At 72.1% G+C, this 20,893-nt stretch carries 20 protein-coding genes; 7 read left to right on the plus strand and 13 right to left on the minus strand.

The window, feature by feature from the left end:
- The first annotated feature begins 74 nt into the window (after window positions 1-74).
- Both pknB and ACFYZR_RS01380 read left to right on the plus strand, forming a co-directional pair.
- A complete protein-coding gene (gene pknB, locus ACFYZR_RS01375) occupies window positions 75-2,048 on the plus strand; it encodes a Stk1 family PASTA domain-containing Ser/Thr kinase (protein WP_391903238.1) in 1,974 nt (657 codons plus the stop codon).
- A 14-nt stretch (window positions 2,049-2,062) separates the two neighbouring features.
- Entirely contained in the window at window positions 2,063-2,956 is an 894-nt protein-coding gene (locus ACFYZR_RS01380; protein WP_391903241.1) for a deoxyribonuclease IV, read from the plus strand.
- 111 nt (window positions 2,957-3,067) lie between these two features.
- Here ACFYZR_RS01380 and ACFYZR_RS01385 read toward each other — a convergent pair whose 3' ends face one another.
- A complete protein-coding gene (locus tag ACFYZR_RS01385; RefSeq protein ID WP_391903244.1) occupies window positions 3,068-3,700 on the minus strand; it encodes a sulfite oxidase-like oxidoreductase in 633 nt (210 codons plus the stop codon).
- A 173-nt stretch (window positions 3,701-3,873) separates the two neighbouring features.
- Between ACFYZR_RS01385 and bfr the strand changes: the two genes are divergently transcribed.
- Window positions 3,874-4,362, plus strand: coding sequence for a bacterioferritin (gene bfr, locus ACFYZR_RS01390; protein WP_391903247.1), 489 nt, complete (start codon window positions 3,874-3,876; stop codon window positions 4,360-4,362).
- Between the two features lie 21 nt (window positions 4,363-4,383).
- Here the strand turns inward: bfr and ACFYZR_RS01395 are convergent, their stop codons facing one another.
- The gene (locus ACFYZR_RS01395; RefSeq protein WP_391903250.1) at window positions 4,384-4,644 is read right to left on the minus strand and encodes a bacterioferritin-associated ferredoxin; all 261 of its coding nucleotides are present in this window, start codon (window positions 4,642-4,644) and stop codon (window positions 4,384-4,386) included.
- Window positions 4,645-4,807: 163 nt separating this feature from the next.
- A complete protein-coding gene (locus ACFYZR_RS01400) occupies window positions 4,808-6,157 on the minus strand; it encodes a class II 3-deoxy-7-phosphoheptulonate synthase (RefSeq protein ID WP_229357183.1) in 1,350 nt (449 codons plus the stop codon).
- Window positions 6,158-6,446: 289 nt separating this feature from the next.
- On the opposite strand from ACFYZR_RS01400, the gene ACFYZR_RS01405 reads away from it, so the two are divergent.
- Complete coding sequence (locus ACFYZR_RS01405) at window positions 6,447-8,351, plus strand: anthranilate synthase family protein (protein ID WP_391903253.1); 1,905 nt, start codon at window positions 6,447-6,449, stop codon at window positions 8,349-8,351.
- A 128-nt stretch (window positions 8,352-8,479) separates the two neighbouring features.
- Here ACFYZR_RS01405 and ACFYZR_RS01410 read toward each other — a convergent pair whose 3' ends face one another.
- From ACFYZR_RS01410 to ACFYZR_RS01425, 4 genes are read right to left on the minus strand one after another with little or no spacing between them, the layout of a single operon-like run.
- Window positions 8,480-9,511: a 6-phosphofructokinase gene (locus ACFYZR_RS01410; protein WP_391903256.1), complete on the minus strand. Its 1,032-nt coding sequence runs from the start codon at window positions 9,509-9,511 to the stop codon at window positions 8,480-8,482.
- A 55-nt stretch (window positions 9,512-9,566) separates the two neighbouring features.
- A complete protein-coding gene (locus ACFYZR_RS01415; RefSeq protein ID WP_391904334.1) occupies window positions 9,567-10,223 on the minus strand; it encodes a response regulator in 657 nt (218 codons plus the stop codon).
- A 53-nt stretch (window positions 10,224-10,276) separates the two neighbouring features.
- Window positions 10,277-11,503, minus strand: coding sequence for a MacS family sensor histidine kinase (gene macS, locus ACFYZR_RS01420; protein WP_391903259.1), 1,227 nt, complete (start codon window positions 11,501-11,503; stop codon window positions 10,277-10,279).
- Window positions 11,504-11,529: 26 nt separating this feature from the next.
- Window positions 11,530-12,327 carry a lysophospholipid acyltransferase family protein gene (locus tag ACFYZR_RS01425; RefSeq protein ID WP_391903262.1) on the minus strand — a complete coding sequence of 266 codons (798 nt, stop codon included), beginning with the start codon at window positions 12,325-12,327 and terminating at the stop codon, window positions 11,530-11,532.
- A gap of 123 nt (window positions 12,328-12,450) precedes the next feature.
- On the opposite strand from ACFYZR_RS01425, the gene ACFYZR_RS01430 reads away from it, so the two are divergent.
- Window positions 12,451-13,221, plus strand: a complete 771-nt coding sequence (locus tag ACFYZR_RS01430; protein WP_391903265.1) for an alpha/beta hydrolase — start codon at window positions 12,451-12,453, stop codon at window positions 13,219-13,221.
- Window positions 13,214-13,789: a hypothetical protein gene (locus tag ACFYZR_RS01435; protein WP_391903267.1), complete on the plus strand. Its 576-nt coding sequence runs from the start codon at window positions 13,214-13,216 to the stop codon at window positions 13,787-13,789. Before ACFYZR_RS01430 ends, ACFYZR_RS01435 begins: the two co-directional genes overlap by 8 nt.
- Window positions 13,790-13,878: 89 nt before the next feature.
- On the opposite strand, the gene ACFYZR_RS01440 is transcribed toward ACFYZR_RS01435, so the two are convergent.
- The 6 genes from ACFYZR_RS01440 to ACFYZR_RS01465 all read right to left on the minus strand — a co-directional run bounded on the left by ACFYZR_RS01440 (window position 13,879) and on the right by ACFYZR_RS01465 (window position 18,779).
- The gene (locus ACFYZR_RS01440) at window positions 13,879-14,625 is read right to left on the minus strand and encodes an endonuclease/exonuclease/phosphatase family protein (RefSeq protein WP_391903270.1); all 747 of its coding nucleotides are present in this window, start codon (window positions 14,623-14,625) and stop codon (window positions 13,879-13,881) included.
- Window positions 14,626-14,654: 29 nt separating this feature from the next.
- Complete coding sequence (locus ACFYZR_RS01445) at window positions 14,655-15,596, minus strand: ROK family glucokinase (protein ID WP_391903273.1); 942 nt, start codon at window positions 15,594-15,596, stop codon at window positions 14,655-14,657.
- 57 nt (window positions 15,597-15,653) lie between these two features.
- Window positions 15,654-16,115 (minus strand): DUF5304 domain-containing protein, encoded by a 462-nt coding sequence (locus ACFYZR_RS01450; RefSeq protein WP_391903276.1) that lies wholly within the window; start codon window positions 16,113-16,115, stop codon window positions 15,654-15,656.
- 67 nt (window positions 16,116-16,182) lie between these two features.
- Window positions 16,183-17,412, minus strand: coding sequence for an ArsA family ATPase (locus ACFYZR_RS01455; protein ID WP_391903279.1), 1,230 nt, complete (start codon window positions 17,410-17,412; stop codon window positions 16,183-16,185).
- 71 nt (window positions 17,413-17,483) lie between these two features.
- A complete protein-coding gene (locus ACFYZR_RS01460; protein WP_391903282.1) occupies window positions 17,484-17,933 on the minus strand; it encodes an SRPBCC family protein in 450 nt (149 codons plus the stop codon).
- A gap of 84 nt (window positions 17,934-18,017) precedes the next feature.
- Complete coding sequence (locus ACFYZR_RS01465; protein WP_391903285.1) at window positions 18,018-18,779, minus strand: metallophosphoesterase; 762 nt, start codon at window positions 18,777-18,779, stop codon at window positions 18,018-18,020.
- A gap of 280 nt (window positions 18,780-19,059) precedes the next feature.
- Here ACFYZR_RS01465 and ACFYZR_RS01470 point away from each other — a divergent pair, with 280 nt between their 5' ends.
- Window positions 19,060-20,856 (plus strand): AMP-dependent synthetase/ligase, encoded by a 1,797-nt coding sequence (locus tag ACFYZR_RS01470; RefSeq protein ID WP_391903288.1) that lies wholly within the window; start codon window positions 19,060-19,062, stop codon window positions 20,854-20,856.
- The last annotated feature ends 37 nt before the right edge of the window (window positions 20,857-20,893 follow it).

A 20,893-nucleotide genomic window follows, 5' to 3' on the forward strand; every position in this document is an offset into this window, starting at 1 on the left:
GTTCGGCTGCAGAACAGACGCACGAGCCGCAGGCCATACGGGCCACCCGGCAACGCCTCGTAGACTCGTGTGCCGTGGATACGACCCTGCCCGACCCCCTTGTCGACCAGCTGCTCGACGGCCGCTACCGCGTCGAGGCGCGGGTCGCCGTGGGCGGCATGGCCACCGTCTACCGTGCCCTGGACACCCGGCTCGACCGGGTGCTCGCCCTGAAGGTGATGCACCCCTCGCTCGCCGCGGACGGCGTCTTCGTGGAGCGTTTCATCCGCGAGGCCAAGTCCGTGGCCCGGCTGGACCACCCCAATGTGGTGAGCGTCTTCGACCAGGGCACCGACGGCGCGTACGTCTATCTGGCGATGGAGTACGTGGCGGGCTGCACCCTCCGCGACATCCTGCGCGAGCGCGGCGCCCTGGGCCCGCGCGCCGCGCTCGACATCGCCGAGCCCGTGCTGGCCGCCCTGGGCGCCGCCCATCTGGCGGGCCTGGTGCACCGGGACATGAAGCCGGAGAACGTGCTCATCGGCGACGACGGCCGGGTCAAGGTCGCCGACTTCGGGCTCGTCCGGGCGGTGGACACCAACACCACGAGCAGCACCGGTGCCGTCCTGGGCACGGTGTCGTACCTCGCGCCCGAGCAGATCGAGCACGGCACGGCCGACCCCCGCGCGGACGTCTACGCCTGCGGCGTCGTCCTGTACGAGATGCTGACCGGCGCCAAGCCGCACAGCGGCGGCACCCCCGCGCAGGTGCTCTACCAGCACCTCCACGAGGACGTGCCGGCCCCGTCGGCCGCCGTCCCGGGGCTCGCGCCGGAGCTGGACGCCCTGGTGGCCTCGGCCACGGCCCGGGACCCGCTGCTGCGCCCGGACGACGCGGCCGCCCTGCTGGGGCGGCTCCGCCAGGCGCGCGCGGCCCTGTCCGCCGAGCAGCTGGACCTGGTCCCGCCGCGGGCGGCGGCCCCCGCCGCCGGTGCCGTCCCGGCCGGCTCCGAGGACCGTACGAGCGTCATCCCGCGCCCGGCCGCGTCGCGGCCCCTGCCGCCGCCCGCGCGGGAGGACGCCCTCAACCGCACCACCCGGCTGGAGCTCCCGGCCACGCCGCCGCCCCCGCCGCCGGGCCCGGCGCCCGCCCCCGGGCCGCGCCGGGGGCCGCTGGCGGGGCTGTCCCGGCGCTGGGTCCTCGCCGTCGCGGCCGCCCTGCTGGCCGTGCTGGCGGGCACCGGCGTCTGGTACATCAACTCCGGCCAGTTCACCTCCGTGCCGGCGGTCCTGGACATGACCCAGGACAAGGCGACCGCCGAGCTGGACAAGGCCGGGCTCGGCGTGAAGACGCAGCAGGCGTTCAGCGACACCGTCGAGCGCGGCCACGTCATCGCCACCGACCCCAAGCCGGGCGAGCGCATCCGCAACACCGGCAAGGTCACGATCACCGTCTCGCGCGGCCCGCAGAAGGCCGAGGTGCCCAATGTCGCCGGGCTGTCCCTCGACGAGGCGAAGCAGAAGATCCAGGGCCAGGGCCTGACGGTCGGGGACGTCACCCAGCAGTTCAGCGACGAGACCCCCAAGGGGTCGGTCCTGTCCACCGACCCCAAGCCGGGCACCGAGCTGCGGCCCGACACGGCCGTGGCCGTCGTCGTCAGCAAGGGCAAGCAGATCCCCGTGCCGAACGTGACGGGCATGCCGCTGGCGGACGCCACCGCCACGCTGCGGGACGCCGGTTTCGACGTCAAGGTCGCGGACGCCCAGGTGTACTCCGACAAGCCCCAGGGCGCGGTGGCCCAGCAGTCCCCGGGCCAGGGCGAGAAGGCCGCCCAGGGCGACAGCGTCACCCTCACGGTCTCCAAGGGCAGGGAGATGGTCACGGTCCCGGACGTCACCGGGAAGAGCGAGGCCGTCGCCAAGCAGATCCTGACCGCCGCGGGCTTCCAGGTGAAGGTCGACCGGCCCTTCTTCTTCCCGCAGGACTCCGTCGACAGCCAGTCGGTGCGGGGCGGGTCGCAGGCGGCCAAGGGCGACACCGTCGTCATCAAGCTGAAGAGCGGTTTCTGAGCGTCATGAACGGCATGAGCGATACCCACGACCTCCTCCTGCCCGGCCCGGCGCGCAACCCCGTCGGCGGCCATGTCCCCGTCGCCGGCGGGCTGGCCAGGGTCGGTCTGTCCTACGCGCGGGAGCTGGCCGCCGAGGCCGTCCAGGTCTTCGTCGCCAACCCGCGCGGCTGGGCGACCCCGCCCGGTGACCCCCGGCAGGACGAGGAGTTCCGGTCCGTCCGCGCCGCCGAGGGCATACCGGCCTACGTCCACGCGCCCTATCTGATCAATTTCGGCTCGCACACCGAGGCCACCGTGGAGAAGTCCGTGGACTCGCTGCGGCACTCACTGCGCCGGGGCCGGGAGATCGGCGCGCTCGGCGTCGTCGTCCACACCGGCTCGGCGACCGGCGGGCGGGCCCGGGCGGAGGCGCTGGCGCAGGTCCACGAGCGGCTGCTGCCGCTGCTGGAGGAGCTCACCCACGACGACGACCCCCGGCTGCTGCTGGAGCCCACGGCCGGGCAGGGCTCCTCGCTCTGCTCCCTGGTCGAGGACCTCGGCCCGTACTTCGCGGCGCTGGAGCACCATCCGAAGCTGGGCGTCTGCCTCGACACCTGCCATCTCTTCGCGGCCGGGCACGACCTCGCGGAGCCCGGCGGGATGAAGCGGACGCTCGACGAGCTGGTCGCCGTGACCGGCCCGGGGCGGCTGGGGCTGATTCACGCCAATGATTCCAAGGACGTCGTCGGCGCCCACAAGGACCGGCACGAGAACATCGGTTCCGGCCACATCGGCGCCGAGCCCTTCGCCGAGTTGTTCCGGCACCCGGAGACGGCGGGCGTGCCGCTGACGATCGAGACGCCCGGCGGCAAGGCGGGCCACGCCGCCGACGTGGCCCGCCTGAAGGCGCTGCGCGAGCCGGCCTGAGCGGGACGCGCCCCGTAAGGGGCGCGAGGCCGTAACACTATGCGGCTCCGCCGCGTGGGCGCGCCCAGCCACAACGGGCCCGCAGCCGCCCGTCACCGCTCCCGGCGAAGCCTAAAGCTCCGGCCCCTCCCCCGGCAGCTCCTGGTACGAGTACCGCTGCTCGTGCCACGGGTCGCCCACGTTGTGGTACCCCCGCTCCTCCCAGAAGCCCCGCCGGTCGGCGGTCATGTACTCCACGCCCCGCACCCACTTGGGGCCCTTCCAGGCGTAGAGGTGCGGGACGACCAGCCGGGCGGGGAAGCCGTGCTCGGCGGTGAGGAGTTCGCCGTCCTTGTGGGTGGCGAAAATGGTCTGTTCCGCGGTGAAGTCGGACAGCCGCAGATTCGAGCTGTAGCCGTACTCGGCCCACACCATCACATGCGTGACCTCGGGCGCGGGCGGCGCCAGTTCGAGGATCGTACGGGCCGAAACCCCACCCCACTCGGCGTCGAGCATGCTGTACTTCGTGACGCAGTGCAGATCCGCCACCACCGTCGTGTACGGCAGCGCGGAGAATTCGTCATGCGTCCAGCAGCGCTTGTCGCCGTCGGCGGTCGATCCGAAGACACGGAACTCCCAGCGGTCCGGCTTGAACTTCGGTACCGGGCCGTAGTGCGTCACCGGCCATCCGCGCTGGAGCCGCTGCCCCGGAGGCAGCTGAAGATGTTCCCCTTTGCGGCTTTCGGTGTTTTTCGAGAGCCCCATGGCTCAATGGTGTCAGACCCATGGGGGTGCTGATGACCGGGGACGGCCCAGGACGGGCCCTGTCATGCCATATTCGGGCAACTCCCCTAAGTGTGCACTTACTGGACGGCTCTCCCGGGTGGTGCAAGGATGCGCGCAACCTGCTGGACACCTGCCGAGAAGGAGCCTCTGCGATGCAGGGAGACCCCGAGGTCATCGAGTTCCTCAACGAACAGCTGACCGCCGAGCTGACCGCCATCAACCAGTACTTCCTGCACGCCAAACTCCAGGAACACCACGGCTGGACCAAGATCGCCTCTCATACCCGGGCCGAGTCGTTCGACGAGATGCGGCACGCGGAGGTCCTGACCGACCGGATCATCTTCCTGGAGGCGCTGCCCAACTATCAGCGGCTCTTCCACGTCCGGATCGGCCAGACGATCACCGAGATGTTCCAGGCCGACCGCCAGGTGGAGGTCGAGGCCATCGACCGGCTGCGGCGTGGGGTGGAGGTCATGCGGGCCAAGGGCGACATCACCTCGGCCAATATCTTCGAGTCGATCCTCGCGGACGAGGAGGATCACATCGACTATCTCGACACCCAGCTGGAGCTGATCGAGAAACTCGGCGAGCCGCTGTACATCGCGCAGTTCATCGAGCAGGAGAACGGCGGGAGCGCGTAGGCCCACGGCACCGGCTCGCGGCTAGGCGGCGACCGACGCCATGGGCTCGGGGGCCGGTATGAGCGCCGTACCGGCGCCCAGCACATCGGCGTCCCCCTGGTCGGCCAGCTCCCGGCGCGGGCACGCGCCCCGGCCGAGCAGGGCCTGGATACGGCGCACACAGCTGCCGCAGTCGGTGCCGGCCTTGCAGGCGGAAGCGATCTTGCGGGGGGTGCACGCCCCCTTGTCCGCGTGCTCGCGCACCTGCTGCTCCGTGATGCCGAAGCACGAGCAGACGTACACGCGGTCACCGCCTTGCCGGGGAACGAAGGGCCGAAGACCTTATTGATCAATAAGGTTACCCTTACCTTACCCGCCCGGGCGGCCGAAAAACAACGCCGTGGGGCGCGGATCACGTCGATCCGCGCCCCACGGCGTCTCGCTATGAGGTTGTTCCCGGGTGTTCCTACTGGTCGCGGTACATCTCGGCGACCAGGAACGCCAGGTCCAGGGACTGGCTGCGGTTGAGGCGGGGGTCGCACGCCGTCTCGTAGCGCTGGTGGAGGTCGTCGACGAAGATCTCGTCGCCGCCGCCCACGCACTCGGTGACGTCGTCACCGGTGAGCTCGACGTGGATGCCGCCCGGGTGGGTGCCGAGGGCCTTGTGGACCTCGAAGAAGCCCTTGACCTCGTCCAGCACGTCGTCGAAGCGGCGGGTCTTGTGGCCCGAGGCCGCCTCGAAGGTGTTGCCGTGCATCGGGTCGCAGATCCAGGCCACCTGGGCGCCGGAGGCGGTGACCTTCTCCACCAGGGTGGGGAGCTTCTCGCGGACCTTGTCCGCGCCCATCCGGGTGATGAACGTCAGCCGGCCCGGCTCGCGCTCGGGGTCGAGCCGCTCGATGAGGGTGAGCGCGTCCTCGGGCGTCGTCGTCGGCCCGAGCTTCACCCCGATCGGGTTGCGGATCTTCGAGCAGAACTCGATGTGCGCCCCGTCCAGCTGCCGGGTGCGCTCACCGATCCAGACCATGTGGCCCGAGACGTCGTACAGCTGCCCGGTGCGCGAGTCCACACGGGTCAGCGCGGACTCGTAGTCCAGGACCAGCGCCTCGTGGGACGCGTAGAACTCGACGGTCTTGAACTCCTCCGGGTCCACCCCGCAGGCGTTCATGAAGTTCAGCGCGCGGTCGATCTCGCGGGCCAGCTGCTCGTAGCGCTGGCCGGAGGGCGAGGACTTCACGAAGTCCTGGTTCCAGGCGTGGACCTGACGCAGGTCGGCGTAGCCACCGGTGGTGAAGGCGCGCACCAGGTTCAGCGTGGAGGCCGAGGCCTGGTACATCCGCTTCAGCCGCTGCGGGTCCGGCGTACGGGCCTCGGGGGTGAAGGCGAAGCCGTTGACCGAGTCGCCGCGGTAGGTCGGCAGGGTCACGCCGTCGCGGGTCTCGGTCGGCTTCGAGCGCGGCTTGCTGTACTGGCCGGCGATACGGCCGACCTTCACGACCGGCACCGAGCCGGCGTAGGTGAGCACCGCGCCCATCTGGAGGAGGGTCTTGAGCTTGTTGCGGATCTGGTCGGCGCCGACGGCGTCGAAGGCCTCGGCGCAGTCGCCGCCCTGAAGCAGGAACGCCTCTCCACGGGCGACGGCTCCCAGACGCTGGCGCAGCTGGTCGCACTCGCCCGCGAAGACGAGAGGCGGATAGGACTCGAGCTCGGCGATCACATCGCGCAGAGCCTCTTGGTCCGGCCAGTCAGGCTGCTGCGCCGCGGGCAGGGAGCGCCAGGTGTTGCCACCGGCGTGGATTTCAGCGTTCACGGTCACGCTCTCAACACTACGGGGTCGCGACGCCGGTCCCACGGCAGGACCGGACTCTGAGACACGCACTGAGACAGATTTAGGGAAAACCGGCGACATCGCGACCGGCCGTCGGGTACTGTGCCGCTCATGTACGTGCTCTCCAACCAGCTCTGGTGGTGGACCGCTCCTTCGGCGGCCCACTGACGCGCGTACCCACCAGACGTTCTCGCGAAGGCCGCCCAGAGGGGCGGCCTTCGGCGTCTCCGGCGCCAGGACGAGGGCCGTTCCTCCCCCACCAGGAAGGAACCCGCCCATGCCGCCCCTGTCCCGCACCGCCGCCGATCTCCTCGCCCGGCTCACCGCAGCGGACCACCCGCCCTTCGCCCTGCTCCACCGCCGCACCCCCGGCCGGCCCGAGGACGTCGTCGAGCTGCTCACCGGCCCGGTCGCCGAGGTGGAGCGCCTGACCGACATCCCGCTCCCGGCGGGACCACCCGCCGCCGGCGCGCCCATGCACGACGCGCTGGCCCTCGTGCCCTTCCGCCAGATCCGCGAGCGCGGCTTCGACGTCCGCGACGACGGCACCCCCCTGCTGGTCCTGCGGCCGGATGAGGCCCACGAGCTGCCGCTGGAGGAGGTCCTCGGCGCCCTCCCCACCCACGACGTGCGGGTGGAGGGCGGGGCCTTCGACGTGGCCGACGAGGAGTACGCGGAGATCGTCCGGCGTGTCGTCGAGGACGAGATCGGCACGGGCGAGGGCGCCAACTTCGTCATCCGCCGCACCTTCGAGGGCGAGATCCACGGCTTCCAGGCCTCCGACGCGCTGGCCCTCTTCCGCAGGCTGCTGTCGGGCGAGCGCGGCGCCTACTGGACGTACGTCGTCCACACCGGCGAGCGCACGCTGGTGGGCGCCAGCCCCGAGGTGCACGTCCGGATGGCGGGCGGCACGGTCGTGATGAACCCCATCAGCGGCACCTACCGCTATCCCGCCGGGGGCCCGTCCGCCGACGACCTGCTCGGCTTCCTCCACGACCGCAAGGAGGTCGAGGAGCTCTCGATGGTCGTCGACGAGGAACTGAAGATGATGTGCACCGTCGGCGACATGGGCGGTGTCGTCGTCGGCCCCCGGCTGCGCGAGATGGCCCACCTCGCGCACACCGAGTACGAGCTGCGCGGACGCTCCTCGCTGGACGTCCGTGACGTGCTGCGCGAGACGATGTTCGCCGCGACCGTCACCGGCTCCCCCGTGCAGAACGCCTGCCGCGTCATCGAGCGCCACGAGCCCCAGGGCCGCGGCTACTACGCGGGCGCCCTCGCCCTCATCGGCCGGGACGCGGGCGGCGCCCAGAGCCTGGACTCGCCCATCCTCATCCGCACCGCCGACATCGACCGGCGCGGCAGGCTCCGGGTCGGCGTCGGCGCGACGCTGGTGCGCCGCTCCGACCCGCACGGCGAGGTCGCCGAGACCCACGCCAAGGCGGCGGGCGTCCTGACGGCCCTCGGCGTGCGCCGGGGCCCCGTACGCCCGGCGACGGCGCCGGACGTACGGCTGTCCGACGACCCCCGCGTACGGAGCGCGCTGGACGCCCGCCGCGCGGACCTGGCCCCTTTCTGGCTGCGGATGCAGTCCGCCGACTCCGCTCCCGTACTGAGCGGGCACGCTCTGGTCGTCGACGGCGAGGACACCTTCACGGCGATGCTCGCCCATCTGCTGCGCACCTCGGGGCTGACGGTGTCGGTGCGGCGCTACGACGAGCCGGGGCTGCGGGACGCCGCGCTGGGCCATGAGGGCCCGGTGGTGCTGGGGCCCGGCCCGGGCGACCCGTCGGACGCCGCCGACCCGAAGATGCGGATGCTGCGCGGGCTGGCGGGCGACCTGCTGCGCGGGCACCGGCAGGGGCTGCTGGGCGTGTGCCTGGGGCACGAGCTGATCGCGGCGGAGCTGGGGCTGGAGATCGTACGGAAGGACGTGCCGTTCCAGGGGGCGCAGGAGCGGATCGACTTCTTCGGGCGGGAGGAGACGGTGGGGTTCTACAACACGTTCGTCGCGCGGGGCGGTGAGGTCGAGGGCGCCGAGGTGTGCCGGGATCCCGGCACGGGGGAGGTCCACGCGCTGCGGGGGCCCGGCTTCGCGGGCGTGCAATTCCACCCGGAGTCGGTGCTGACGCTGAACGGGTCGGCGATCGTCGCTGAGCTGCTGACCGCCGTCCTGGTGTAGCCGCCGCTGACGCGGCGGTTTCGCCCACCCGCCCACCCGATTACCCACCCACGTCATGACGTTTCCGGGTAATCGGGCGGGCGAGTGGGGCAGGCCCGCGCCGAAGGCGCGGAAACCCCGACGGCGGGTCAGCCGAAGAACGTCTTGGCCTCCTCGTAGAGCGCGACCGGCACGGTCTTCAAGCGTGCCGTGGCATCGGTCAAAGGAACGCGGACGATGTCCGCGCCCCGAAGCGCGACCATCGTCCCGAAGTCCCCGTCCCGCACGGCATCGATGGCGTGCAAGCCGAACCGCGTGGCGAGCCACCGGTCGAACGCACTCGGCGTCCCCCCGCGCTGCACATGCCCCAGCACGGTCGTCCGCGCCTCCTTCCCCGTGCGGGACTCGATCTCCTTGGCCAGCCACTCCCCCACCCCGGAGAGCCGGACGTGGCCGAAGGAGTCCAGCGCGGCGGCGCCCTTCAGGACCACGTCGCCGTCCCGCGGCACGGCGCCCTCCGCGACGACCACGATGGGTGCGTAGCTGGCCCGGAAGCGGGAGGTGACCCACCCGCAGACCTCGTCCACGTCGAACCGCACCTCGGGGACGAGGATGACGTTGGCGCCGCCCGCCAGGCCGGAGTGGAGGGCGATCCAGCCCGCGTGCCGGCCCATGACCTCGACCACGAGGACCCGCATATGGGACTCGGCGGTGGTGTGGAGGCGGTCGATGGCCTCGGTGGCGATGTTGACGGCGGTGTCGAAGCCGAAGGTGTAGTCCGTGGCGGACAGGTCGTTGTCGATGGTCTTGGGCACGCCGACGCAGCGGACGCCGTACTCGTCGCTCAGCCGGGCGGCGACGCCGAGGGTGTCCTCGCCACCGATGGCGATCAGGGCGTCCACGCCGTGTCCGGCGAGGTTCTCCGTGATGCGGCGGACGCCGTCGGGCTCCTTGAAGGGGTTGGTCCGGGAGGATCCGAGGATCGTGCCGCCGCGCGGCAGGATGCCCCGTACCGCCGGGATGCCGAGCGGGACGGCGGAGCCGTGGAGCGGGCCGCGCCAGCCGTCCTTGAAGCCGATGAAGTCATGACCGTGGTCCTGGACGCCCTTGCGGACGATCGCACGGATGACCGCGTTGAGGCCGGGGCAGTCGCCGCCGCCGGTGAGCACTCCGATCCGCATGACACACCTTCCGTTCGCCGGGAGGGCTCGAAGCCGCCCGGCCGGGAACGCGTGGTCAGGCGTCGTCGAGGCCTCGCTCTATCGCGTAGCGGACGAGCTCCACACGGTTGTGCAGCTGGAGCTTGCCCAAGGTGTTCTGCACATGGTTCTGCACAGTCCGGTGGGAAATAACCAGCCGCTCGGCGATCTGTTTGTACGACAGTCCCTTGGCGACGAGGCGGAGGACCTCCGTCTCGCGGTCGGTGAGCCGGGGCGCCCGGGGCTCGTCGGGGGCGGCGGGGGCGGGGTCGGCGGCCAGCCTGCGGTACTCGCCGAGGACGAGCCCGGCCAGGCCCGGGGTGAAGACGGGGTCGCCCACGGCCGTGCGGCGGACGGCGTCCACGAGCTCCTCCGTGCTGGCGGACTTCAGCAGATAGCCGGTGGCGCCGGACTTGACGGCCTCCAGGACGTCGGCGTGCTCGCCGCTCGCGGAGAGCACCAGGACGCGCAGTTCGGGCCGGTCCGCGACCAGCTGCTTGCAGACGGCCGCGCCGGGCAGGCCGGGCAGGTTGAGGTCGAGGACCAGGACGTCGGGGAGGGCGGCCCGGGCCCGGCGCACCGCCTGGGGGCCGTCGCCGGCGGTGGCCACCACGTCGTACCCGGCGGCGGCCAGGTCGCGGGCGACGGCGTCGCGCCACATGGGGTGGTCGTCGACCACCATGACCTTCACCATGTCTTCCGCCGTCACAGCCGCCGCGGTCCCAGCCGTCACAGACGTCTCTGTCGTCATCGCTTCTCGCTCCCCCGTGGAACTCTCATCTCGACCTCGGTGCCCTGCCCGGGCACCGAGAGCAGCTCGGCGGTGCCGCCGAGGTCCCGCAGCCGGCCGCGGATGGACAGGGCGACGCCCATGCGTCCCTCCCGCTCGGCGGCCGCCAGCCGTCCCTCGGGGATGCCCGGGCCGTCGTCCCGCACGGTGACGATCACCTCGTCCGGCTCGTCCTCCAGCAGGATCCAGGCCCGCGCGCCCGTTCCGGCGTGCTGGGTGACATTGTCCAGGGCGGCACCGACGGCGGCCGCCAGCTCCGCCGCCGCGGCCGACTCCAGCAGCACGGGCGTGCCGGGCCCCGAGAAGGTGACGTCGGCGCCCGTCCGGGGGGCGAGCAGCGCCCGCAGATCGCAGGGGCCGGCGGGCGGGACGAGGGCGGGGGCCGTGGCGCCGGCGGGCCCGTCGTCCTCGGCGAGCGGCGTGGTGGAGCGGCGCGGGGGCACCAGGCCGCCCGCGACCAGGGTGCGCAGGGCGATCTCCTGCTCGCCCGCCAGCCGGCCCAGCTCGGCCGCCTCGCCGCCGATGGCCGCGCCCCGGCGCTGCACCATGGCGAGGACCTGGAGGACGCTGTCGTGGATGTCGCGGGCGAGGCGCTCGCGCTCCCGGGTGGCCGCCTCGATCTGGAGGGCGCGGGCGAGGGTGCGCTCACTGGCGCGGGCGACCTCGACGATGTAGCCGATGGCGATGCTGGAGACCCAGACCAGCAGCACATTGTGGACGGTGTCACGGGCCGGGTGGCCGCGCTCGACGAGATTGGCGGCGGCGACCAGCGTGGAGCCGACGGCTGCCCAGCGCCAGCCGCCCTTGATGGCCAGGCCCAGTACCGCGCCACCGGTCCAGATGGACGGGAGGGTGGCCGCGCCTCCGTCGACGCGCTGGGCGGAGTCGACGACGGCGCTGAGCAGAACTCCGCCGAGCGCGATCGTCAGATCGGCGATCAGGAAGGACCTGGTACAGCGCTCGGGGGCCGAGACCTTGTTCCAGGTGAACAGCATCCACAGGGTGAGTACGCCCATGTAGAGCGCCGCGCCGAGCGGGTGTGCGTACTCGTGGTAGTTGACGCAGAACAGGGCCAGCGCGTAGCCGAGTGTGAGGATGCGGTAGCCGGTGAGGGCACGCCACAGCGGCAGCTCCACCGACATCCGCACGGCACGCGGTCGCCCGGTGCCGGTGCGCTGTGTCATGGACGTGACCCCCCGGGCCCGGGCGGTTACGCCTCGGGCTTGTCCTCCGCCTTCTCCGTCTTCTCGGCCGTGTCGGCCGTGTCGGCCTTTTCGAGCCCGGCGGCCTTCGCCGCCTTCTCCTCCTCGGCCTTCCGCTTCGCCTCGTCCGCGATCTGCCGCTTGGCGGCGGTCGCGTAGATGTCGACGTACTCCTGGCCGGAGAGCTTCATGATCTCGTACATGACCTCGTCGGTCACCGAGCGGAGGATGAAGCGGTCGCCGTCCATGCCGTGGTAACGGCTGAAGTCCAGCGGCTTTCCGATCCGGATGCCCGGCCGCATCAGCTTGGGGACGACCTTGCCGGGCGGCTGGATCTTCTCCGTGTCGATCATCGCGACGGGGATCACCGGGGCACCGGTGGCCAGCGCCACCCGGGCGAGCCCACCGGGCTTGCCGCGGTAGAGACGGCCGTCCGGGGAACGGGTGCCCTCCGGGTAGATGCCGAAGAGCTCACCGCGCTCCAGCACCTCGATACCGCTCTTGATCGCGGCCTCACCGGCACCACGGGCACCGGAACGGTCGACCGGGAGCTGGCCGACGCCCTTGAAGAACGCCGCCGTCAGCTTCCCCTTGACCCCGGGGGAGGTGAAGTATTCCTGCTTGGCGATAAACGTGATCTTGCGATCGAGAACCGCGGGAAGGAAGAAGGAGTCCGAGAACGACAGGTGGTTGCTCGCGAGGATCGCGGGCCCCTCGGCCGGGATGTTCTCCAAGCCCTCCACCCACGGCCGGAAGGCAAGCTTCAGCGACCCGCCGATGGACAGCTTCATTGCGCCGTAGAACAACCGAGAACCTCCTGTGTGTGACGAGGAGACCTTAACCTGCCTACCCGCCGTGCGGCGCTCCGCGTAGGCTGAGGGCCAGACCCTCTCGTTTCCCGTTGTCTCGTTCCTTGATCGGAGATCCCGGTGCCGCTCCTCCCCGGAGCCGAGCCGTTCCGCCATGACGGCGGAGAGGTCGGCGTCCTCGTGTGTCACGGCTTCACCGGTTCCCCGCAGTCCGTAAGGCCCTGGGCCAATTATCTCGCGGAGCGGGGCCTGACGGTCTCACTTCCCCTGCTGCCGGGGCACGGCACCCGCTGGCAGGACATGGCGATCACGGGCTGGCAGGACTGGTACGCGGAGGTCGACCGCGAACTGTGGAGGCTGCGGGAGCGGTGCTCCCGGGTCTTCGTGTGCGGACTGTCGATGGGCGGCGCCCTGACGCTGCGCCTCGCGGCCCGTCACGGGGCGGCGATCTCCGGCATCGTCCTGGTCAACCCCGCCAACAAGGTGCACGGCCTGGCCGCCCGGACGCTGCCGGTGACGCGCCACCTCGTACGGACGACCAAGGGCATCGCCAGCGACATAGCCAAGCCGGGCGTCGAGGAGACCGGTTACGACCGGGTGCCGCTCCAGGCGGCGCACTCCTTCCGCGGCTTCCTGCGGAAGCTGGACTCCGAACTGCCGCAGGTGACGCAGCCCTTGCTGCTGATGCACAGCCCCCAGGACCACGTGGTGCCGCCGGCCGACTCGGCGCGCATCCTGTCCCGGGTCTCCTCCATGGACGTCACCGAGCGACTGCTGGAGAAGAGCTACCACGTGGCCACCCTGGACCACGACGCGGAAACGATCTTCGAGCAGACCCACGCCTTCATCAGCCGGCTCACCGGCTCCCCCGCGGCGGCGTCCCATGGCTGAACCCGACGCGAACCGCGACCGCGACGACAGCCGCGACCCCCTGGACGAGGACCGCGCCTGGGCCGAGCTCGTCGCCGCCTACGGCGAGCAGCCGGACCCGGAGAAGGGCCGCTGGCCCGCGACCGGCGACCTGGACGAGGTGAAGAACGCCGCGCCGGAGCCCCCCAGGACCGAGCCGGCCCCCGAGGAGCAGCCCCCGTCGGCCGAGCCCGGGCGGCCGGGCGGCTCCATCGTCTTCGCCCCGGGCGTCGGCCCCCGCGACTGGACCACGCCGGAGCCGGAGCCCACCGACACGGGTGCGGTCCCGGCGGCGGACGAGGGCCACTTCGTCCCGCCGGAGCCCCCGCCCCTGCCGACCGGCGACGTCACATCGCGCTTCGCCTGGATCGCGGTCCTCGGCGGCCCCTTGCTGCTGCTCGTCATGGTGCTGCTGCGCCAGGAGCTGACCTGGTGGGTGACGACCCTGGGGGTGGGCGGCTTCCTGGGCGGCTTCGCCACGCTCGTCCTGCGCATGAAGGACGGCGACGAGGACGATGACGACGACCCGGGCCGCGGCGCGGTGGTTTAAGTAGTAGCCCCTCCGGCGTTTGAGGAGCGGGGTCTGGGGCGGAGCCCCGGGAAACGGTGGAAGGGCGGGACTGGGGCCTCCTCCCCCGCCTAAGCCACAGGCACCCGCAGGGCAGCCAATACCGGCAGGTGATCCGTGGCGGATCGCAGATCCGCCTCGCTCACCCCCGTCAGCCCCATCGGCACCCCGCACCCCAGCACCTCGACGCCCTCGGTCGCGAAGACCGCGTCGATCCGCTGGAGCGGGTCGCCGAGCCGGGTCGTGTGCTCACGCCCCCACGGCTTCACGGCCCAGCCGTCCTGGAGTTCGCCGGCCAGCAGGCCGAACGTCCGCCCGTCGGGCCGGTCGTTGAGGTCGCCCGCCACGACGGCGTGCGGCACCCCCAGCCCCCGTACCCGCTCCAGTACCAGCCGCCCCTGCTCGTACCGCTCGTCCGCGTCGATGCTCAGATGGCAGCTGACAACTCCCAGCCGGGCCCGCCCGAAACCCAGGACGGCCGTGGCCAGCCCCCGCTGGTGGAGACCGCGGCGCCGGGGCAGCAGCAGGGCCTCCGCGCACTCCACCCGGGCACGCAGGGAGGTGAGGATCATCGGACCGGAGGCAGTCCCGCCGCCGGTGACGTACACCAGCTCCGACTCCCGGGCGAGGCGGGCCGCCGCCTTGCGCCAGCGGAAGAAGCGCGGCGCCTCCTGAACGCAGACGACGTCGGGCGCACAGGCCCGGATGACCCGGGCCAGCGCCGCGACGTCGTCACGCATGGAGCGGATGTTGTAGGAGAGCACGCGGACAACGGACGTTTCCGCGTCGGTCGAGGATTCCGGCAGGTCCGCGAGCATCGCCCCTCCGCTCAGAAATGCACCGGTGCTCAGCCCTGACGGGCCAGGTCGGCCGCTCCCACCAGACCGGCCTTGCCACCCAGCTGCGCGGCGAGCACCTGCGCGTGGGGGCGCCACTGTCCGCCGACGAGCCAGCGGCGGAAGGACTTCCGGATCGGGTCGAGGACGAGGTCGCCCTCGTCGGAGACGCCGCCGCCGACGATGAACGCCGAGGGGTCGAAGAGCGAGGCCAGGTCGGCCAGGCCCGCGCCGGCCCAGCGGGCGAGCTCACGGAAGGAGTCGATGGCCACCGGGTCGCCCTGGCGGGCGGCGTCGCTGATGTGCTTGCCCTCGATGCCCTCGGGGGTGCCGTCGCCCATGCCCAGCAGGATCTCGGCGTTCTCCGGGGTGGCCTGGGCGCGCTGCTTGGCGTAGCGGACGAGCGCGCGGCCCGACGCGTACTGCTCCCAGCAACCCTGGCTGCCGCAGCCGCAGAGCAGGCCGTCCGGCACCACACGGACGTGGCCGAACTCGGCGGCCACGCCGAAGCGGCCGCGACGGAGCTTGTTGCCGATGATGATGCCGCCGCCGAGGCCGGTGCCGAGGGTGATGCAGATGACGTCGTCGTGGCCCTGGCCCGCGCCGAAGCGGTACTCGCCCCAGGCGGCGGCGTTGGCGTCGTTCTCGACGACGACCGGGAGGCCGACGCGCTGCTCGACCTTGTCCTTGAGCGCCTCGTGCCGCCAGTTGATGTTCGGGGCGAAGAGGACCGTGGCCCGCTTGTCGTCGACGTAGCCGGCGGCGCCGATGCCCACGGCCTCGACCTCGAAGCCCTCGCTGACCGTACGGACCGCGTCGGCGATCGCGTCGATCACGCCCTCGGGGGTGTCCGGGGTCGGCACCTTGCACGTCGCGAGGATCGAGCCCTCTTCGTCGACCACGCCGGCCGCGATCTTCGTGCCGCCGATGTCGACGCCGATGGTGAGTCCCATGTGTACCTCGGTTTTTCGCTCGAACCCCGCCAGGGCTAACCGTACCGGAGGGCCGGATCAGTCGAGGTCGATGCGCTCACTGCCCCCGCTCTTCGCCTCCCCCTCACGCGGCGCGGAGGGCTCGTGCGCCGGCTCGTCGCGGGTCCAGCGCGCCTCCTGTCTCGTCACCGCGGCGCGGTAGGCGGCCAGCAGTTCGGAGCCCGCGGCGGCCAGGTGGTCGAAGACCTCGGGGTTGCGCTCGATGACCGGCAGGGCGGCCGCCTTGGCCTGTTCGACGATCTCCCGCACGGCTCCCTGCGCGGTCGCGCCCGCGAGCGGCAGCTGGAAGGAGGAGACCTTGCCGGCGACGGCCTCGACGAGTTTGCGCAGCTCCTCGGCGGCGCTGCCGGGCTGCTCGCCCGGTCCGCCGGCGGCGCGGCGGCGGGCTTCCTCGGCGGCGAGGTCCTCGGCGCAGGCCCGTTCCCAGGCGTCGGGGTCGGGCGCCCGGCCGGGACCGGGGCGCTCGGTGGCTTCGCTCATGACGGACTCCCGCTGGCTGGATTTTCCTTCGACGTTACCCGAACGACGCCGGACGACGCCGGGCCGTTCAGGGCGTCCGGGGCCACAGGCCGGGGTCGGGGACGAAGCGCACGCACAGCTCGCCGTCGTGCAGCCCGGCCCCCGCGACACCGCAGCGGCGCAGCGCGGAGGGCAGCGTGAGGACGCGGCGGAACGGCCCGGCGGAGACGACTAGTTCGTCGCCCCGGCGGACGAGGCCGAGGCCGTCCCGTGTGGCGCCGGGCAGCGGGATCCGCCAGATCAGCATCCCGTCGGTGGCGAGGCGGTCCTCGACGGCCCAGGGTTCGGCGGGCGGGTGGTCCGCGGTGGGCAGGGTGGCGCGGGCGGCCAGGATCTCCAGGTCGTCCGGGCCCTGGGGGGCGCGGCCGAGGTGGGGCAGTTCGCGCACGGTGACGCCGTCGGCGAGGAACTCCTCGCACAGCGTCTTGTGGGCGTCGCGCCGCTCGGCGGCGAGCGCGGCCAGCCAGGGGTCGGTGGAGTCCTCGGGCAGCAGCCGGTTCGCCACGAGCGAATCGATCCGGCAGCCCTGGAGGGCGAGCCCGGCGCGGGCGGCGCGCAGGGCGGCGAGGGCCTGTGGGCCGGGTTCGGCGACGAGCCGCACGGTCGTGTCGGGCGACTCCAGGACGTCGCGGACGGCGGCCAGTTCCCGCTGCCAGCGTTCGGCGGTCTCGTAGAGCCGCTGGGCGGGCATGGGCACGCCGGCGAGCTGGGCGAGCATGGGGCGCAGCGCTCGGGCGGCCTGGCGCTCGGGGGGCAGCAGCCGGCGCAGATAGCGGCCGAGCTGCTCGGGCAGGCCCAGCAGGGCCACGGTCTCCAGCAGGGGCGGCATGTCGACGACGAGCAGGTCCCAGCCCGTCGCGGTGTGCGCGGCCCGGAGGGCGGCGAGCAGCGCCAGGGGTTCGGCGCCGGGGAGTTCGGTGAGCTCCTCGGGGTCGAGGGGGGTGGCGCCCAGGAGGTCGAAGACGCCGGTGCCACGCTTCTGGAGGTCTTCGGCCAGGGCGTGGAAGTGCGCGGCCGGGGCCACGCGGGAGGCCCACAGCCCGGGGGCGGCCTCGCGCGGGGGCGCCCACGGCCAGCCCCAGGCCTCGCCGCTGCCCTCGGTGGGGAGGGTGGTGCCGAGGACGACGTCCGGGGCGGGGCCGCGGTCGCTGGTGAGCAGCAGTGCGTGGCGTCCCGCGCGGGCGGCGGCCATGGCGGTGGCCGCCGCGACGGTGGTGCGGCCCGCGCCGCCGGGACCGGTGACGAGGACCGTGCGCAAGGAGAGCCCTTCAGGCGGAGTGGTGCGTAATGGTCGGTGGTGCGTATCGGTGGTGCGTGAGGGTCAGGGGGTCAGGACGCGGCGCCGCTCTCGACGCGGGTCTTCAGCCCGTCGAGGGCGCGGTCGATGATGACCTTCTCCGCCTTGCGCTTGATCATGCCGAGCATCGGGATCTTCACATCGACGGTGAGCGTGTACGTCACCTTGGTGTGCTTGCCGCCGGCCTCGGGCTCCAGGCTGTACGAGCCGTCGAGCTGGCGCAGCATCTGGGACTTGTCCAGGGACCACTCGACGACGCCGGCCGAGGGCCAGCTGTAGTTGAGGGTGTGGTCGTCCTTGATGGCGCCGGCGTCCAGGACCAGGCGGACCTTGCTGGCGCGGCCCTGCTCGTCCTGCTCGAGCACCTCGGCCTGCTTGACCTCGCCCGTCCACTCCGAGTAGCGGCCGAAGTCGGCGATGACCGCCATGACCTCTGCCGGCGTCGCCTCGATGGTGATGCTCGAGCTGGTGTGTTCGGCCATCTGTGTGGCTCCTCCGTACCGGTGCGCGCCCTGGTGAATGGTCAGCTGAAAGGTCTGCCGGTGCAGGCTACCTCCCGCCGCGAGTCACCACTCCAGCACCCAGGGTGTCGCGGTGGAGGCGAAGTGGCCGACGTTGACGCATTCGGTCGCCCCGATGCGCATTCTGCGCGCCAGCGGCTGGTGAACATGGCCGAAGAGCGCGTATCTGGGGCGGGTGGCGCGGATGGCCTCCAGCAGGGCCGCGCTGCCGCGTTCGAAGCGGCGGGCGACGGTGTCGTAGCAGAGCTCGGGCACATCGGGCGGGATGTGGGTGCAGAGCACGTCGACCTCGCCGAGGGCGGCGAGCTTGGCGGCGTAGGTCTCGTCGTCGATCTCATAGGGGGTGCGCATGGGCGAGCGCAGGCCGCCGCCGACGAAGCCGAAGACGAGGCCGCCGATCTCGACGCGCTGGCCGTCGAGGACGGTGGTGCCGGGGCGGGCGAATTCCGGCCAGAGGGTGGGGATGTCCACATTGCCGTAGGTGGCGTAGGTGGGGGCGGGGAAGGCGGCGAAGAGCTCGGCGTATTGCTTGCGCACCGCTTCTTCGACGGCCTTGTCGCGGTCGATACCTTCCCACAGCGCGCGGGAGAGGGCGCGGGCCTCCTCGAAGCGGCGGGCGGTGCGCAGCTCGACGATCCGGTCGGCGGCCTCGACGCCGAAGAGTTCGGGGAAGATGCCGCGCGAGTGGTCGGCGTAGTCGAGGAAGAGGACCAGGTCCCCGAGGCAGACCAGGGCGTCGGCGCCGTCGCCGGCGCGCGCCAGCGCCTCGGCGTTGCCGTGCACGTCGCTGACCACATGGACTCGCATACGGATCACCCTAGGTGTTGTGGCGGGGCCTCCGGAAGGGTCCCGACCTGCGGTTACTTCCCGGTCACCTGGCCGAGGGGCTAGGGTGCGGGGAGCGGTCCCGTGGCATGTGACGCACGGAACATCTGGGCGCGACCCTCTGTTCGAAATCCGTACTGGTGGGTAACGTCCGGGCAGTCCACGCTGTCCAGCACCCCCTAACGCCTGATCAATGGACCGCAGCCGACGCAGCGCCCCTCGAAGACGCGGCGGCGCCGGCGCCCGACGAGGAGCAGCAGTCTTGCGCGAGTTCAGCCTTCCGGCCCTGTACGAGGTCCCCGCCGACGGCAACCTGACGGATCTCATCCGCCGGAACGCCGCTCTCCACCCCGAGGTGGCCGTCATAGGGCGCAAGGTCGACGACCGCTGGGAGGACGTGACCGCCGCCGGCTTCCTGGCCGAGGTGCGGGCCGCCGCCAAGGGACTGATGGCCGCGGGGATCGAGCCGGGCGACCGGATCGGCCTGCTGTCGCGCACCCGCTACGAGTGGGCGCTGCTGGACTTCGCCATCTGGAGCGCGGGCGCGGTGACCGTGCCGGTCTACGAGACGAGCTCCCCCGAGCAGATCCAGTGGATCCTCGGCGACTCCGGCGCCGTGGCCTGCCTGGTGGAGACGCCGGCGCACGAGGCGGCGGTCGAGTCGGTGCGCGACCGGCTGCCGGACCTCGCCAACATCTGGCAGATCGAGCGCGGTGCCCTGGACCGGCTGCGCGCGGCGGGCGAGGCGCTGTCGGACGAGGCGGTCGACGAGCGGAGCGCGCTGGCGACCGCGGACTCGCCCGCGACCATCGTCTACACCTCCGGCACCACGGGCCGCCCCAAGGGCTGTGTGCTCACCCACCGCAGCTTCTTCGCGGAGTGCGGCAATGTCGTCGAGCGGCTCAAGCCGCTGTTCAACGTGGGCGAGTCGTCCGTACTGCTGTTCCTGCCCGCCGCCCACGTCTTCGGCCGCCTGGTCGAGATCGCCTCGGTGATGGCCCCGATCCGGCTGGGCATGGTCAGCGACATCCGCAACCTCACCGACGACCTCCAGGGCTTCCGCCCCACGCTGGTCCTCGGCGTGCCGCGCGTCTTCGAGAAGGTCTACAACGGCGCCCGGGCCAAGGCCCAGGCCGACGGCAAGGGCAAGATCTTCGACAGGGCCGCGGAGACGGCCATCGCCTACAGCCGGGCGCAGGACACCGCGTCGGGCCCTTCCTTCGGCCTGCGGCTCAAGCACAGGATCTTCGACAAGCTGGTCTACAGCAAGCTGCGCGCGGTGCTCGGCGGCCGGGCCACCCACGCGATCTCCGGCGGTGCCCCGCTGGGCGAGCGGCTGGGCCACTTCTACCGGGGCATCGGCTTCACGGTGCTGGAGGGCTACGGCCTGACGGAGTCGTGCGCCGCCACCGCCTTCAACCCGTGGGACAAGCCGAGGATCGGCACGGTCGGGCAGCCGCTGCCGGGCTCGGTGGTGCGGATCGCCGACGACGGCGAGGTGCTGCTGCACGGCGAGCACCTGTTCACCGGCTACTGGAACAACGAGGCGGCCACCGCCGAGGCGCTCTCCGACGGCTGGTTCCACACCGGTGACCTCGGCACCCTCGACGAGGACGGCTTCCTGCGCATCACCGGCCGCAAGAAGGAGATCATCGTCACCGCCGGCGGCAAGAACGTCGCCCCCGCCGTGATCGAGGACCGCATCCGGGCGCACGCGCTGATCGCCGAGTGCATGGTCGTCGGCGACGGCCGCCCGTTCGTGGGCGCGCTGGTCACCCTGGACGAGGACTTCCTGCCGCGCTGGCTGGAGCAGCACGGCAAGCCCGCCGGGCTCACGGCCGCCGAGCTGACCGACGACCCGGACCTGCTCGCGGATGTGCAGAAGGCGGTGGACGACGGCAACGCGGCGGTCTCCAAGGCCGAGTCGGTGCGCAAGTTCCGTATCCTCCCCGCGCAGTTCACGGAGGCCTCCGGGCATGTGACGCCGTCGCTGAAGCTCAAGCGGAGCGTTGTCGCGAAGGACTTCGCGGACGAGATCGAGGCGATCTACCACGGCTGAGCCGCCGTCAACGGTCAATGGGTAAGGGGCTCGCGCC

Origin of the sequence: Streptomyces sp. NPDC001678 (assembly GCF_042892945.1) — a bacterium.
In the GTDB taxonomy this organism is placed as follows: domain Bacteria; phylum Actinomycetota; class Actinomycetes; order Streptomycetales; family Streptomycetaceae; genus Streptomyces.

Excerpts from the sequence above, each read along its gene's own strand:
- ACFYZR_RS01465 (WP_391903285.1), bottom strand. The coding sequence starts at position 18,779 with ATGCGAGTCCATGTGGTCAGCGACGTGCACGGCAACGCCGAGGCGCTG.
- macS (WP_391903259.1), bottom strand. The coding sequence starts at position 11,503 with ATGACACAGCGCACCGGCACCGGGCGACCGCGTGCCGTGCGGATGTCG.
- ACFYZR_RS01380 (WP_391903241.1), top strand. The coding sequence starts at position 2,063 with ATGAGCGATACCCACGACCTCCTCCTGCCCGGCCCGGCGCGCAACCCC.
- ACFYZR_RS01415 (WP_391904334.1), bottom strand. The coding sequence starts at position 10,223 with ATGGTGAAGGTCATGGTGGTCGACGACCACCCCATGTGGCGCGACGCC.
- bfr (WP_391903247.1), top strand. The coding sequence starts at position 3,874 with ATGCAGGGAGACCCCGAGGTCATCGAGTTCCTCAACGAACAGCTGACC.
- ACFYZR_RS01445 (WP_391903273.1), bottom strand. The coding sequence starts at position 15,596 with ATGGGACTCACCATCGGCGTCGACATCGGCGGCACGAAGATCGCGGCC.
- ACFYZR_RS01405 (WP_391903253.1), top strand. The coding sequence starts at position 6,447 with ATGCCGCCCCTGTCCCGCACCGCCGCCGATCTCCTCGCCCGGCTCACC.
- ACFYZR_RS01440 (WP_391903270.1), bottom strand. The coding sequence starts at position 14,625 with ATGCTCGCGGACCTGCCGGAATCCTCGACCGACGCGGAAACGTCCGTT.
- ACFYZR_RS01385 (WP_391903244.1), bottom strand. The coding sequence starts at position 3,700 with ATGGGGCTCTCGAAAAACACCGAAAGCCGCAAAGGGGAACATCTTCAG.
- ACFYZR_RS01410 (WP_391903256.1), bottom strand. The coding sequence starts at position 9,511 with ATGCGGATCGGAGTGCTCACCGGCGGCGGCGACTGCCCCGGCCTCAAC.
- ACFYZR_RS01435 (WP_391903267.1), top strand. The coding sequence starts at position 13,214 with ATGGCTGAACCCGACGCGAACCGCGACCGCGACGACAGCCGCGACCCC.
- ACFYZR_RS01450 (WP_391903276.1), bottom strand. The coding sequence starts at position 16,115 with ATGAGCGAAGCCACCGAGCGCCCCGGTCCCGGCCGGGCGCCCGACCCC.
- ACFYZR_RS01460 (WP_391903282.1), bottom strand. The coding sequence starts at position 17,933 with ATGGCCGAACACACCAGCTCGAGCATCACCATCGAGGCGACGCCGGCA.